Origin of the sequence: Pseudovibrio japonicus (assembly GCF_014651595.1) — a bacterium.
Taxonomy (GTDB): Bacteria; Pseudomonadota; Alphaproteobacteria; order Rhizobiales; family Stappiaceae; genus Pseudovibrio; species Pseudovibrio japonicus.
Genome location: NZ_BMXE01000002.1, coordinates 133,326 through 147,576 on the forward strand (window position 1 = coordinate 133,326; position 14,251 = coordinate 147,576).

Sequence of the window (14,251 nt, forward strand, 5' to 3'; positions counted from 1 at the left end):
GATAGGCAGTAGGCGCCCCTTCAATCTCTTATTCATATGGCTTGCAAATAAGAGTTTCTGGCTGCACTGAGCTTGTTGTTTGCAGCAGGGACTGCCAACGGGCTTCCGGCCCCCTCCGCAGCAAGAGTCAGCCTTTGGGGCATGAGGCTCCCATCCCATGTGAGAGAGCTGCAGCGCGCTTAGAGTCAGAGAGACCAAGGGCGTTTCTGCAACCTCTTCGTCCACATGATTGGGAAACAGAGTCTCCATCTGCACTGAGTTCGTTGTTTGCAGCACGGACTCTCTGCAAGCTCCCTGCCCCTCCTCCACCGCAAGAGTCAGCTTTTGGGGGCAGGTGTCTCCCATCCGGTGTGAGTGTGCTTCAGGCATTCAGAGTTGGAGAGTCTGCAGGGCCTTACGATTTTTCTCCCTTTTTCTTTTCCCAACAAATAAAAAAAAGAAGCTCTCCGATTTTTTTGAGTCTGCATTTTGAGAAAAGACTCTCCAAAACCACCGTTTGCGGGCGTTTTTTTTTGCGCTCAACATTTGTTTTTGCTGCGCAAAATCTATGATTGTTCCCTCCCCTTCGGTTCCTTGTACAAAGGTTGCTTTGTAGTTAGCTATCTCGAAGATTGTCTCCAACAATTCATTTCATCTGTTACAAATGCTGCGCTCGTCGGCGCGCCCGGAATTCTCGCATGTCTCAAAACTCAGATAACCTCGCCTCTTTCATCTGGTCTCTGGCGGACCTGCTGAGAGGTGATTTCAAACAGAGTCAATATGGCCACATCATTTTGCCGTTTACGCTTCTGCGGCGCTTAGAATGCGTTTTGGAACCTACGAAAGCTGGGTTCTTGCAAGAGGCGGAGACAGTTCTGGCAACGGAGATGCCGGAGGAGGCCAAGGAGAAGCTGCTTGCCCGCGCAGCGGGGATCAGCTTTTACAACACATCCAAGATGGATCTTTCCAAACTGGGCGAAGCTGGCATCAAGGACAATCTGGAAAGCTATATCCAGGGCTTTTCCAGGGACGCCCGCGAAATCTTCGAGCACTTCAAGTTAGCTGAGCTCATTGCTCAGCTGGCCGAGGCCAACCTGCTTTACAAAGTTGTCCAGCGTGTGCGTGAGGCGAATCTGAGTCCAGCGAAGATCTCCAACCATGAAATGGGGCTGGTGTTCGAAGAACTACACCAGCTATGAAGCCGCCTATCAGCTGGCCCTCAAAGCCCAAAGTAGTGATGATGAGGTAGAGAGCAAAAAGGCTAAGGTAAAGCTGGGCCAATGGGTGCGTCTGCACGATTACAACATCTCGCAAAAGGTGCAGGTGATTGTAGAGCACTTCAAAGCCAACGTAATGGGCCTACTGGGCGGGTAAGCCAAGGCAATGGTCGTGACCAGCTCTCGTAAGGAAGCTGTGCGCTACAAGATGGCCTTCGAAAAGTACATCAAGGAGATGCGTTACGACAAAATTCAGGCAATGGTTGCTTTCTCCGGCGAGGCGCAGTTCTCCGACAATGACCCCAACAGTGCAGGCCTGATTGGTGAAAAGTTTACAGAGACCAACATGAACCCCGGCCTGAAGGGTCGGGACATGCGCAAGGCATTTGCGAGCGATGATTATCAGGTCATGATCGTGGCAAACAAATTTCAGACAGGCTTCGACCAACCTAAACTCTGCACCATGTACGTGGACAAGAAGCTGGCAGGGGTGGAGTGTGTGCAGACGCTCTCACGTCTCAACCGCACCTATCCGGGCAAAGCAGAGTCCGGTACGTTCGTACTCGACTTCTTCAACGAACCGGATGATGTGCTGCATGCCTTCCAAGAGTATAACCAGACAGCTACTCTGACAGGTGTTTCCGACCCGGATCTGGTCTTTGAGATTTTTGAGAAGTTGCGGAACAGCGGCATCTTTCAGTGGAACGAGGTGGAGCAGTTCGCACAGGCCTTCTACCAAAAGAACAAGAGCAACGCCGCCCTCTCCAACATCTGCAAGCCAGCCGTGGAACGCTGGACCAGTCGCTATCAGTCAGCCGTGAGTGCCTATGCTGCCGCTCACGATGTACTTGAACGAGCTAAGAAGACCGGTGACGCGGTTCGAGTTGCCAACACGGAGAAAACTTTCAAAGAGAGAAGGATGGGCTTGAGATCTTCAAGAAGGACACCGGTGAAGATGATGCTGCCGAGGGTTTGAAACCAGCCAGCGACCTTGGCACGGGCAAATCCAAGGACAAGCAAGAAGAATTTCTCTCCCAGATCATTGCGAAACTAAATGAGCTATTCGATACAGATGATCGACTGAACTATGCACACACTGTGACCGACAAAGTTAGAGAAAACACCCGTGTCATGAAGTAGGTTGAAAACAAGTCTCGTGAACAGGCCATGATCGGAGATTTCACAGAGGCATTAGAGGAAGCGATCATCGAGAGTGGAGACATTCATCAGAAGCTGATGCTGCAACTCCTTGGTGATCCGCAAAAGGGTGAGTCTTTCGCGAATATCGTTTTCGATTTGCTCAAGCGTGAACAGGGACGAGCCCTCAGGTAACACCCCTCGCCTGCATAGGTTCTTTCCAACACCCTCCCTCCGTGCGGGAGGCGCAGCGTATTATGTCGACAGATTTTTGCAAATTTTCTCTGCGTTTCCGTTTCTGGAGAACGAGCTCTCACACTAGGAAGAGATCTATTGAGGAACATTGACACTTCTGGTTATAAACGGCGACGTACTACCTATTGGATTTTCAGGCCTCTGGCACACTGGCGTAGACCTTGAGATAGAACTCACCTTACTTGATAGTGCGCCAGGCTATCAATCGCAGGTTGGGTTCGAGAGAGCGTACTGAACTATCGAGACAATGCCTCTTCGCTGTTCTGAAGTCATTTCATCAATACTTATAGTAAGTTTTTGATTTGTTTGAGATATTCCTCGATACCAACATTCCCATCGAAACGCGTCTCCGCCATCGCGCGAGCGTTGCAGCATAAGATTTGATACTGTTCTGGGTTTTCTTCCAAATCCATAATGTAATCTGATGCAGTTTCTAACCAATTGGATTCTTGCACGGCGACGATGTGCCCATTACTTTGATCTGGAACTAAATCAGTAGCCGCATCAAACGACGAGATTAAAATTGGCCGTCCAGTTGCGAGAAATTCAATCATACTGCGCGGGATACCCTCCTTATAGCGTGTCAAGAGGCAACCAACAGTCCTCCCAGATAACAGTGGCTGCACATCCTCAAGCATACCAAGGTATTGAATGTGGCCAGCCGCTTCAGCAGCAGCGATCTTTTCCGCTGGAAAGCCTCCGTGGCTGACCGGAACGTGATTGCCAGCAAGTAGGAAGTCAATTCTAGGTGCTTTGGATCGTACTGATTTGGCAAGCTCAATATATTCGCCGATACCCTTTTTCTCTAGAAGCCTGGCGATGCAGATCACCTTCAACGCTCCTTCGGGAGGTTGTACACAAGCAAATTCGGAAAGATTGACGCCGGTACCAAATTGCCGAGAGGACAGATCCGCTGGAACTATTTTTGCGTCTTTCCAAGCTTCCAAGTCTGCTTCGTTTTGGAATATGCAATGGTTGACATGAATGAACGCGATGCGAAAGATCCTTAGTACCAGAAGCGACCAAAAGCCAGAAATTTCGCCAAGAACACCAAGACCTGAGATATTGGCGATCCAACCAAACCGCACCAAATGACGTGCCAGCCCAGTATACAGATTGGCTTTAGGGTTGAACGACAGCACTATGTCAGGGCTGTCGCGCTTTAGCCGCCAGATGAAGCGCAGGAGTACTCCCAGCTCTCGTAGCGGCCGCACCCGTCGGCCATCTAGTGGGAGATACTCAACTTGGGTACCGAGCGCGGAAAGGTGATCAAGATAGTCACGGTTACCGCTATAGACCGTAACAGCATAGCCATCGGAGACCAGGCGTCGGATCGTGTCAGCTCTAAAGTTCCAGACATACCAGGAATCGGTTGCAACAATTGCTATTTTCGCCATGTCATCTGTACTATGTGTTTAGAATTAAGTGCCAAAAGTAAGAAAATAAAGACAGGAACCTTGTGCCTGATCCCAATTCCGGGGGTAAAGGTGGCTGGAGCGAAGATCAGAAACGACAGAATGACAATTATCAGAAGCAGCGGATTCTTTCGTGATAACCATAATTGGGCAACTGTGAAGGTTGCGCTTAAGAGAAAAAGTACAAGCGCAAATATCCCAACGCTCGCAGCAATTGGGAAAAGGTAAAGCCAAACAGAATAAGCGACCGCCTTTAGGGAAAAAGGGAAGCCCATATGTAATAGTGTCTCCGCATAGGAGGTGCCTGCATCTTGGATCGACACCCTGACTTTAGCCTCAATGGCAGATATCGTTGCTTCTTGTGAAATTAGAGCGCCAGCCTTTCCAATAATGCCATAGAGATCTTCTAGACCAATTTGTTTCCAGATCGCGATAGCCGTCGCGGAAATCCCTGTCCCCAAAAAAATAATAGGTAGTCCACGCGGTGCTGATAGTAAGTAAACAACGAACGGAGCATTACCCAGATGAGCAATTAAAGCACCAAACATGCTTATAGCTCCCGCATTATAATTTCGATTTTCCAACGCTATGATCGAAACAGCAAGGAGCAGAACATATGTCCCCTCCGCCATACCATTCCCAACTTGATAGGCGCAGTAAAGAAATAAAAGAGATACCACTGGTCTACGCCATGAAATGGCAGAAGCACGCGAAAGAAGTAAAAAAATATTCGCTATTGCGAAACCGTAGATTAACCCCCAGCCGGGACCGAAAATCGAGGCTGGTACACTCCATATTATCTCGTGTAATTTTTCGCCGCAGGGCGGAGTCGAACCAAAACATGCGTTTATTGTTTCGTGGTAGCGAGCCGCATCACCAACGGGACCGATAAACACCCCAAACGATGCAGCCAAAGCCACTCCGGCAATAGTCAAGACCGCCAATAGTTCGAAATGCTGTAGCCGTCCGCCTGTGTGCGAGCAGCGACGGGCTAAAGCAAGAAGCGAACCAACCGCGATGGCAAAAAAACTTAGGCTTTCCATGCATTCCTCCTAAGCCATTCGAGTGGATCAACCCTTTCCATCAGTCGCGCTTGATCAACAGGCCCATTGTCGAGCGCGGCGCGCACTGCGCTGCGAATCTGCTTTGGATCAGTGTCTTCGGTAGTAACAAAAGGCAGGCCCATCCAAAGGCAAAAATCTCGCATCTTTTCGGCGTAGACCAACGGTACCACTGGCACGCCAAGAATGGCGCATGCGCACAACACATGAAACCTCTGGGTCACCACGAAAGGCGCTGCAACGAGAGTATCGAGGAAGGGCGCAACACCGCGGTATGGATGCAAGGTTTCGATCCTGAGAACGCGGAGCTCATCAGTGCCGAGATCACCGCGGTCATCTGCAGACAAACCTTCAAGCGCATGACCTTCTGCCAGTAATTCGCCCACGATCACCAACTCAGCCTCCGTGTTGCGCCGGAAGTTTCGGAAGTTAATCAAACCCGGCGCACTGGGTAATGGCGGATGCGCAGCCCGCTGCTCGGCTAACTGATCGAGCTTGAGTGCGCGGCGTGCAAACTCGGAAAAGATCGGATCACAGCAGAGGACGGCATCGCGTCCAGTGAGCTCTTCGAAGGCGATGACCCCCTCAGCTTCTCGCAATGCGTAAACGCTGTTGGTCTTGCGTGCAAGGAGCCGCCATAAACGCCGGGCAAAGGGCTTCGAAAGCGGGCCGAAGCCTGTGCCACAGACCAAAATGCGCCGTCCAAACAGTCGCGACAGAGCAAAAGTAATAGCTAGATGCGCACCGCCGCTGCGAGAACTGTTATCGTTAAACTGACCGCCTCCGCCGATCACCACGAAATCAACCCCTGCTATGACACGCGCCTTCCCGACTACGTCGGTGCGGTGAACGTCGATCTCTCCAGCCTCCGCACCTGCACGTCGAATGTCTCCACCGATTGTCACCGAGCAACCGAGCGCGATGAGCTGTTCGCGGAACAGACTCCAAAGCAGGTCGTCACCAAAATTCCCAATACCGTAAGTGGCTTCGAGGAAAACCTTTTTCACTGCCGTCTCTCCGTTCAATCTTGCCGCCCAGCTAATAGAAATGCGCCCCGCGCGAGGCCATCGTGCTTTGCAGCGAGTTGTATCTTACTAAGCGTTTTGACGACCTTTGCAGGGTTCCCGAGCAGGATCGACCCAGCGGGAAAGGTCCCACGCACCACCGAGCCAGCACCTACAAGGCAATGATCACCAAGCTCGGTGCCAGGCAACAAAATCACGCTGTCGCCGAGCCAACAACCTTTGCCCACAGCGACGTTTTTTTTTGAGATCGTTTCATTCGAATAAGGTATGGTTGCAGTGCCGAAGAAATCGTGGTTTGAAGTGTAGATTGTAAGGTTTGGTCCGGCGATACTACCTTCATCAATGGTAATCCCGCCGAGCGCAAAGAGGCGCGCGCTGGGACCGATATAGACGTGGTCACCAATCTCAAGCCGATTTAGCCAGGACCATGCATTAAGCGATACAATGCGGCTTGTCGTACTGATCTTCCCTCCCTTACGGCGGATTGCCAACCGTGGCCATCGGCCTATTAATGCTCGAATCATCACCGCATCCTTGCTTTTAGCACCAAAAGAAAAGCATTCTGAGTTAGCACACCCAAGCCGTAGACCACCAGTAGGTTTGCAGGCCCGATTGCTCCCGCCAAGGTCAATCCTGAAACCGCCATCAACTTGACCAGTACCATCAGTGCGAGCGACCCCACGATAGGGCGGATCCGGCCTACGGAATAGAACCAGTTGGCAAGCGGTCCGAAGGCGGCCGAGGCGGCGAAAATCGCAGCGGCGGCGGCAGCCAGTAACCAGATTTCGCGTGCCCAAAGCACGGGCCAGAGCAACCCGGCAGACGCGAAGCCCACTGCAAATACCGCGCTCAAAAATAAGGTTTGGATCTGGACTTTCCGGAATATCTGACGGTATCTATCGGAAGTGGTGGAATGCGAATAAAGTTCGCGCAGGTTGTTGACTAAAATGAAGTTCGTCGCGATACCGCAGACCGACGCCAGTTGCAAGGCAACCTTGTAGCTGGCGAGCGTTTCGGGATCTGCTAGCCGGCTCATCGCAAAAATTTCGAACTGCGTCGCCAGCACCATTAACATCCCGAGCAAGACGAAGGCCCAGGGAGACGACGGCCTGTTTGCAGGAGCGTTGCCGGAGGTTGCTGATACAACGGCGGGTATGGTGTTTTGCGCGAATCCAGCCAAGCCAATTGCTGCGAAGATGATAATCAGCCCAGTTAATCCGAATGACCATAGCAAACCGGCATCGCTGGGTCCCGCTGCCAAAAATAGCAGAACGACGAGCACAAGTAGAACGAGCGGGCGCAAAGTAAATTCGAGTGCAACAGCCAAGCTGTTACGATGATTGGCGCGCAGCTGGGCTGCCTGTACCTTTAGAAGCAAGTGACCGATCCCGAGAACCGGCACGACGACCAACACCCAAAGGCTCTGGCCTAACACCAGCACCAAAACAACAGAAGTCAACCAAAGCACAACGACACCTGCTATTCCGGCGCCGAAGCCGCCCGCACGCCCGCTCAGCCTCTCTCGTAAATGAAAATGTTCGGTATAAGGATTGAGTGGTGCTGTAGCGAATTGCATATAGGCGGCGAGCACCGCGTACTGAGCGGTATAGGCGGGCGGGAAACCGGCGAGATAGGCAAGTAGGACCAACGTTGACGCTGGCCCCATTACTCGACCAACTAGAGCGACTATCACAGATACATCCCCAGAATCCGGGTGACAAAAGCGTCGGCGTCGAATGTGTCTCGCAGTTCAGCGATTTCAGCAATGGAAGGCGTAGAGGTAGACATCACAGCCGCAATCGTCTGAGCAGCAGTTGCTGGGTTATCAGGGTCGACAAACGATACTCCGCCACCAACTGCAGCGACCTCACGGAATGGTGGGATTGGCGCGGCAAAGGCTGGCAATCCTGCTGCCAGTGCCTCAATCAAACCGATGCCCAGCCCCTCCGCCGATGAAGTAGCAAGGAAAGCGTCATAGTTTTGGTAAAGCTGCAAGACGTCATTATGGGCGACCTGTCCAAGGAAACGCAATGCAGTTCCAAGCCCGACCGTCTCTGCCTTAGCCTCCAACGCCTCACGTTCTGGGCCCTCACCCACGATATCAAGTGTCGCATCGAAACCCTCGCGTTCCCGCAGTGCAGCCAAAATGTCGATCTGGGCAGCTACACGTTTCACCGAAACTAAACGGTTGACCGAAAGCAATCTTAACCGGTTGCCAGTCTCTCCGAAGGCGCCGTCACGTCTCAAAGGTAAGATAACCGGGTTAGTCACGACCTCGCCGCGTGCTATACCCCAAGAGGATCTACCTGCTTCAGATACGAAGACGATCTCCTTACAAGGATTCCATCGTGCACGAAACAGCCGGCGCGCCCAGGGATTAGCGCTCTCAGCAGATCCGTGGACATGGCAAATCACCTGACGCCCGGAGATGAGTGGGAATATTGGTAGGAACTTTACATAAACATTGACGTTGTAAAGGTGCACGGTAGTCGCTGCTTGAAGCATGCACCAAGCTTTGCCGACTTCATTCGGCATAACGACACATGCTCCTGCAGCCTCCATTTCACCTCTGATCTCAGGCACAATGGCATTTCGCGTTCCAAGAAACAATATCGATGCTTGTCCGCCCGCCTCACGAACGCCCCGCAATAGGTGCAATAAAACCTGCTCTCCACCACCGTTAACGAGTTTATTGGTGAGATAGACTACGTTCATCCAATTTCTCAACTAGTTGCTCAGCAATAGCATCCCATGAAAACGCAACCAAATGTTCTTGTCTGATTTTTGCGCAATCAAAGCCAATCATAGCTAGCTTGCCAAGCGCAGCTTCGAGAGATGCCGACGAGAGTTCTTCAAGAAAAAGCCCGTTATCGCCCTCGCGGATACGCTCTCTAAACCCAGGGATATCGCTCGCGATAACAGGCGTGCCAACTGAGAGCGCCTGATGCAGAACACCGCTTTCACTGACTTTATCGTAGGGCAGCACAACAGCGGCGGCGTTTGCAATCAAGTGTTCGAGATCCGCATCAGTCAGGAAGCCGTCGAAATAGCGCCCAGCGGTCGCGATCTGCTCGCTGGAAAAGCTGCTTTGGTTACGCCCCGCCACTACCAGCGTCATTCCAATTTTCTTGAAAAGAGACGCGTTCGCGATGAGGTAATCAATATTCTTATCGTCCCGCACATAACCGGGAGCGATCACATAATCACCTAGGGTCTTTACTGCTTCAACGATATCAGCTGACGCTGGATTGCCTTGCTTCGTTGGGGCATATTCCCCATGTGGAATTATCGCAACGCGTTCTCGTAGGTTGGCGGGTACCAACTCAAGTTCAGCCTCGGTATGCAGTACAACCATATCGAAACCGCGCCAAAGTCGCCATTTAATTGCATTATAAATGCGGTTGGGGAAATGCGTTGCAACGTTATGCGGAGTGAGTACCGTTCTCCATCCTAGGCGACTCGCGATATAGAGCAGTATTAACGTAATTAAATTTATACCCTGATAGTGGATAATAGTGCTCTTTTTTCCGAACAACGCCCGCGCGACCGACAGTAATGTGCGCGGTGAACGGCGTCCTTTTGGCAACTCCATCATTTCAATATTGTCGCCGAGAAGTTGCATCAATGCGGCCTGCCCTGCCACAGACAAGCGCATTCTGTCAGTAGCTGCAAGCGCATTGGCCAAACGCGCTGTATAACGCTGCAAACCTCGACTATCAGATACACAGATCAAGCGGTAGTCGACAACATTCGTTTTAGACACTCGCGTTCCTCTAAACTAATTTCGACTTTGTTGCCGCCGTAATAAATCCTGTTTTTAATTACCGACTTCAGAGTCAATGGCACAAGACGATTGAGTCTTAGCGCTATAAGCCACTGCCACAAGTAAGAGGCAATTCGGGCAAGCACGACGCTGCGAGGTGCCATTCGTTGGTTGGACTGCTGAAACCCCGCATCTTTCGCTGAAATTCCTAAACCTTTAAGAGTAGCAGCGAAATCAGACCCACTTGTAATCTGAACCGTATAGAATTGATCCACAGCGTCGCGCCACCCAGCGGAATGATCTTCGTATCGGCTCGCTTCGACGACCTCAGGATATGCTGAAACTGCATCTATAGGATTTGAAACCCGCCCCTTAGCTTTATGGTGCAGGTAATGGGATACCGTCCTTTCCAACGGATCGCGACGTGTGTGGATCACTTTCAGGTCGTAGCGCGTCCCTAGTTCGACTAAGGCTTCACGTGCAAAATCACTCACAAAGTAAGTAGGTTCAACAATGTATGCTTCTCCATTAGCCAAAATTTGAGATTTGATCCGCGTTTCTTCCGCCCGCATATCCCTTCGCCGTGAGAGGTTAAACATCTCTTTCTGCTTCGGCGTTTTTGTGAACGGAAGTAGATCAAAGATAGTTGTCGTTCCGGTTTTTTCCGGTCCAACGAACACAAAAACTTTTGGGAGTTCTTCCCGCATTTCCATTAACCTGATTAGCTAAAATTAACTTCTCGAAATACCATTTAAAATAAATTGATAACAGGGATGCACCAGCAATGCGCCCTCTTTAGCTGTGGACTTTGATCGGATAGTTCTGTTTTTCGCCTAAAGCGTTTTTTGTTTATGTTTGTTTACGTGAGATGTGTATTGTATCAGTTCACCCATCTAAGCAGCCCCAGCTTTCTATCTTTTGATGATTTAAACGGAATGGCATAGACTCATTTTCGTAACATTACTCGTATGAAGCGCTCGGCCTTTGCATTTGTTTTGCGCGTGTAGGGTCCGATGAGAAAGTGCTTGAGCTGCAGCGATCGCGGTACTTTCCGAAACAGTTTTGCAATGCAGTCGGAACTATTGTCCGTCATCAACCGCCGCACTGAGAGGCCCTACTAGTGGAACCGGCACAAGGCGCGGGCGATAAAGGCTGCAGTGAAATAAGGGGCTTCGCTGGTCACAACGTCCGTATAAGTAAGACAGGTAACATCATCGATTGCCACATGCAGATAGTCCCAACTAAGTCTTTTGGAACGTCCCCTGCGCATTCCCAATACATAGCACATCAGGAGCTCACTCAATCCAATGGCCTGCTGCCAGTACATTGCGCACGCAGGCTAAATCTATCCAGATCGAAGCCGCATTCTGAGCTGTAATAATCTTTACGACTCAACCTTCTCAGGTAAGTAGAGAGCGGTGCTGGCATGCTTGAGTCTCCTCAAATAAAGGAAAAATAAATCAACGCATTTGGGAAACAGTAAGATTCAAACTTCAAGCAAAAGGCCTTAGTAAACAGGGGAAGCCAAGCTGCCCCTGCTATATGTAGGTACCCGATAATTACTTTAAATCACACCATCGCTTTGTAGGCGGTGAAGGATCTCGTCAGCCAACTGCTCTGGAGTCTTGTCCTGAGTACTGACACGCATTTCTGGATTTGCCGGAGCCTCATATGGGCTATCAAGACCGGTGAAGTTTTTGATTTCGCCCGCCTTCGCTTTGGCATAAAGCCCTTTAGGGTCGCGTTCAGCACAAGTCTCAAACGGAGTGTCTACATGGACCTCGTAAAATTCACCGTCTTCAACGAGCTCTCGTGCCATATCGCGCTCGGAGTGGAACGGCGAAATGAACGAAACTAGCGTAATGAGACCAGCATCGACAAACAGCTTGGTAGTTTCAGCAACTCGGCGGATATTCTCGACACGGTCGGCTTCGGTGAAGCCAAGGTCGCGGTTAAGACCATGTCGTATGTTGTCGCCGTCTAGGACGTAAGTTTTCTTTCCGAGATCATAGAGCTTCTTTTCCAAGGCATTAGCAATTGTCGATTTTCCTGAACCAGATAGGCCGGTAAACCAAAGCACCGCTGGCTTCTGGTTAAGAAGCTCTCCGCGGGCAGCCTTGTTAATATCCAGTGCCTGCCGGTGCACATTGATGGCACGTCTGAGGCCAAACCACACTAAACCTGCCGCTGCTGTTTCATTAGTCATGCGGTCGATGAGGATGAAGCTACCGGTTTCGCGATTAACTTCGTATGGATCGAAGGCGATGGGCTGCGACAGGGAGATGTTGCAGAACGCAATCTCGTTAAGGTCGAGCTGCTTGCCTGCCAGATGCTCCAGTGAACTGACGTCGATCTTATGCTTAATTTCGGTGACAGTTGCATTCACCGTCTTGCCGCCGATTTTCAACAGATACGGGCGCCCGGGATAAAGTGAGTTTTCCGACATCCAGATGAGATGGCTGGCGAACTGATCAGAGACCTCAGGCCGGTTGCAACTGGTCGCCAGGACATCTCCTCGGGAAATATCTACTTCGTCCTTAAGCGTTAGTGTAATCGCCTGCCCTGGTATAGCTTCCTCCAAATCACCATCATACGTCACCAGCCGATCAACAATGGAGGTTTTGCCGGAACTGGAAACAACTACCTTATCTCCCACACGTACGGTACCACCACTCACCGTGCCCGAATATCCACGGAAGGTATGATCGGGACGGTTGACCCACTGTACAGGGAGGCGGAAAGGAGTTTCGGCATTGACATGAGCGGTTTCCACGTCCTCTAAGTGGCCTAATAGTGTTGGGCCACCAAACCAGTTAAGGTTATCACTCTTGCCGCAGACATTATCGCCAAAACGGGCTGAGAGCGGGATCGCAATGGAAGTCTCGAAGGCAAACGAAGCTGCAAACTGCTCGAAATCCTTTCTGATCTCGTTAAAGCGATCTTGGCTATAATCCACCAAATCGATCTTATTGACCGCCAGAACCACATGACGCACCCCCAGGAGAGATGCAATAAAAGCATGACGGCGGGTCTGGGTGATGATGCCTTTGCGGGCATCGACCAAGAGCACCGCGAGGTCAGCAGTAGAGGCGCCAGTCGCCATGTTGCGAGTATATTGCTCATGGCCAGGGGTGTCGGCGACAATAAACTTGCGTTTGTCGGTAGCAAAGAAGCGGTAGGCCACATCAATGGTGATGCCTTGCTCGCGCTCAGCCTCAAGTCCATCGACTAGCAAGGCTAAATCAATGTCCTCACCGACAGTGCCGTGCTTCTTGCTGTCCTTTGCCAATGCCGAAAGCTGATCCTCGAAGATCAACTTGGTATCATAAAGTAGGCGACCAATGAGGGTGGACTTGCCATCATCAACACTGCCACAAGTCAAAAAGCGCAATAGCCCTTTGTTCTCTTGACCAGAAATGTATTCGGCAAACGCTGTCTCTTTGGAGAAATCTTCACGCTTGTTCATTTAGAAATACCCCTCGCGCTTCTTTTTCTCCATGGAGGCTGAATCATCGTGGTCAATCAGGCGTCCTTGCCGTTCCGAAGTTCGGGCAATCAACATCTCGCGCACCACTTCCGGCAGGCTGTCAGCGCTGGATTCAATGGCACCGGTAAGTGGATAGCAGCCCAATGTACGGAAACGAACCAATTTTTCTTGCACCTGTTCATCGGGCTGCAGTGGCAAACGTTCATCATCAACCATTATTAATGTGCCACCACGTTCCACAACAGGTCGTTTGGCCGCCAGATAGAGCGGTACAATGTCGATTTCTTCGGCCAAGATGTATTGCCAAATATCTAGCTCAGTCCAATTGGAAAGCGGGAAGGCACGAATGGATTCGCCTTGCGACACACGGGCATTATAAAGGGACCATAATTCGGGGCGCTGGTTCTTCGGATCCCACGCATGGGATGAGTTGCGAAACGAGAACACACGCTCCTTGGCGCGGGATTTCTCCTCATCACGCCGCGCACCACCAAATGCTGCATCGAAGCCATATTTATCGAGCGCTTCTTTCAGCGCCTCGGTTTTCATAATATGAGTGTAATTGGAAGAACCATGATCGAACGGATTGATATTTCGCTCAACGCCAACCTGATTCGTGTGCACGATTAGTTCAAGCCCGTGTTTTTTGATAGTTTCGTTGCGGAAGCTGATCATTTCCTTGAACTTCCATGTGGTATCCACATGGAGAAGAGGAAACGGCGGTTTGGCGGGGTAAAAGGCTTTAAGGGCCAAATGCAGCATCACAGCTGAATCTTTACCTATGGAATACAGCATAACCGGGTTGCGGAACTCGGCTGCAACTTCGCGAATAATCTGAATACTTTCGTTTTCTAATCGCTTTAAGTGCGATAGCTGATCAGTCCCCATTCGGGTCTCCAACTCAATATCTAT

17 protein-coding genes are annotated in these 14,251 nt (G+C 50.8%); 5 read left to right on the forward strand and 12 right to left on the reverse strand.

All coding sequences use genetic code 11. The annotated features are described in order from the left end of the window. Window positions 1-369: 369 nt before the first annotated feature. The gene (locus IE076_RS05330) at window positions 370-624 is read right to left on the reverse strand and encodes a hypothetical protein (RefSeq protein ID WP_189435756.1); all 255 of its coding nucleotides are present in this window, start codon (window positions 622-624) and stop codon (window positions 370-372) included. A 53-nt stretch (window positions 625-677) separates the two neighbouring features. Here IE076_RS05330 and IE076_RS05335 point away from each other — a divergent pair, with 53 nt between their 5' ends. Genes IE076_RS05335 through IE076_RS22630 form a run of 5 tightly spaced genes read left to right on the forward strand, consistent with a single transcriptional unit; the run spans window position 678 to window position 2,528 of the window. Continuing rightward, window positions 678-1,178 carry a type I restriction-modification system subunit M N-terminal domain-containing protein gene (locus IE076_RS05335; RefSeq protein ID WP_189435757.1) on the forward strand — a complete coding sequence of 167 codons (501 nt, stop codon included), beginning with the start codon at window positions 678-680 and terminating at the stop codon, window positions 1,176-1,178. Next, on the forward strand, window positions 1,138-1,353 hold the full coding sequence (locus tag IE076_RS22615) for a hypothetical protein (protein WP_209008880.1): 216 nt from the start codon (window positions 1,138-1,140) through the stop codon (window positions 1,351-1,353). The genes IE076_RS05335 and IE076_RS22615 overlap by 41 nt, the downstream gene beginning before the upstream one ends. A 9-nt stretch (window positions 1,354-1,362) precedes the next feature. Further along, the gene (locus tag IE076_RS22620) at window positions 1,363-2,172 is read left to right on the forward strand and encodes a type I restriction enzyme subunit R domain-containing protein (protein WP_209008881.1); all 810 of its coding nucleotides are present in this window, start codon (window positions 1,363-1,365) and stop codon (window positions 2,170-2,172) included. Beyond that, on the forward strand, window positions 2,169-2,336 hold the full coding sequence (locus IE076_RS22625) for a hypothetical protein (RefSeq protein WP_209008882.1): 168 nt from the start codon (window positions 2,169-2,171) through the stop codon (window positions 2,334-2,336). The genes IE076_RS22620 and IE076_RS22625 overlap by 4 nt, the downstream gene beginning before the upstream one ends. Window positions 2,337-2,363: 27 nt before the next feature. After that, window positions 2,364-2,528, forward strand: coding sequence for a hypothetical protein (locus IE076_RS22630; protein ID WP_209008883.1), 165 nt, complete (start codon window positions 2,364-2,366; stop codon window positions 2,526-2,528). Window positions 2,529-2,872: 344 nt separating this feature from the next. Here IE076_RS22630 and IE076_RS05345 read toward each other — a convergent pair whose 3' ends face one another. The 11 genes from IE076_RS05345 to cysD all read right to left on the reverse strand — a co-directional run bounded on the left by IE076_RS05345 (window position 2,873) and on the right by cysD (window position 14,227). After that, window positions 2,873-3,985 carry a glycosyltransferase gene (locus IE076_RS05345; protein ID WP_189435758.1) on the reverse strand — a complete coding sequence of 371 codons (1,113 nt, stop codon included), beginning with the start codon at window positions 3,983-3,985 and terminating at the stop codon, window positions 2,873-2,875. Further along, window positions 3,973-5,046, reverse strand: coding sequence for a hypothetical protein (locus tag IE076_RS05350; RefSeq protein ID WP_189435759.1), 1,074 nt, complete (start codon window positions 5,044-5,046; stop codon window positions 3,973-3,975). Before IE076_RS05350 ends, IE076_RS05345 begins: the two co-directional genes overlap by 13 nt. Then, on the reverse strand, window positions 5,034-6,071 hold the full coding sequence (locus IE076_RS05355; protein WP_189435760.1) for a polysaccharide pyruvyl transferase family protein: 1,038 nt from the start codon (window positions 6,069-6,071) through the stop codon (window positions 5,034-5,036). The genes IE076_RS05350 and IE076_RS05355 overlap by 13 nt, the downstream gene beginning before the upstream one ends. A 14-nt stretch (window positions 6,072-6,085) precedes the next feature. Next, window positions 6,086-6,613 (reverse strand): acyltransferase, encoded by a 528-nt coding sequence (locus IE076_RS05360; RefSeq protein WP_189435761.1) that lies wholly within the window; start codon window positions 6,611-6,613, stop codon window positions 6,086-6,088. Beyond that, window positions 6,613-7,737: a hypothetical protein gene (locus tag IE076_RS05365; protein WP_189435762.1), complete on the reverse strand. Its 1,125-nt coding sequence runs from the start codon at window positions 7,735-7,737 to the stop codon at window positions 6,613-6,615. The genes IE076_RS05360 and IE076_RS05365 overlap by 1 nt, the downstream gene beginning before the upstream one ends. Window positions 7,738-7,778: 41 nt before the next feature. Further along, complete coding sequence (locus IE076_RS05370; protein WP_189435763.1) at window positions 7,779-8,804, reverse strand: glycosyltransferase family 4 protein; 1,026 nt, start codon at window positions 8,802-8,804, stop codon at window positions 7,779-7,781. Further along, window positions 8,779-9,852, reverse strand: coding sequence for a glycosyltransferase family 4 protein (locus IE076_RS05375; protein ID WP_189435764.1), 1,074 nt, complete (start codon window positions 9,850-9,852; stop codon window positions 8,779-8,781). Before IE076_RS05375 ends, IE076_RS05370 begins: the two co-directional genes overlap by 26 nt. After that, window positions 9,819-10,559: a hypothetical protein gene (locus IE076_RS05380; RefSeq protein ID WP_189435765.1), complete on the reverse strand. Its 741-nt coding sequence runs from the start codon at window positions 10,557-10,559 to the stop codon at window positions 9,819-9,821. Before IE076_RS05380 ends, IE076_RS05375 begins: the two co-directional genes overlap by 34 nt. 410 nt (window positions 10,560-10,969) lie before the next feature. Continuing rightward, on the reverse strand, window positions 10,970-11,140 hold the full coding sequence (locus IE076_RS05385) for a hypothetical protein (protein ID WP_189435766.1): 171 nt from the start codon (window positions 11,138-11,140) through the stop codon (window positions 10,970-10,972). Window positions 11,141-11,416: 276 nt separating this feature from the next. Next, a complete protein-coding gene (cysN, locus tag IE076_RS05390) occupies window positions 11,417-13,318 on the reverse strand; it encodes a sulfate adenylyltransferase subunit CysN (protein ID WP_189435767.1) in 1,902 nt (633 codons plus the stop codon). Next, complete coding sequence (gene cysD / locus IE076_RS05395; protein WP_189435768.1) at window positions 13,319-14,227, reverse strand: sulfate adenylyltransferase subunit CysD; 909 nt, start codon at window positions 14,225-14,227, stop codon at window positions 13,319-13,321. Window positions 14,228-14,251: the final 24 nt, after the last annotated feature.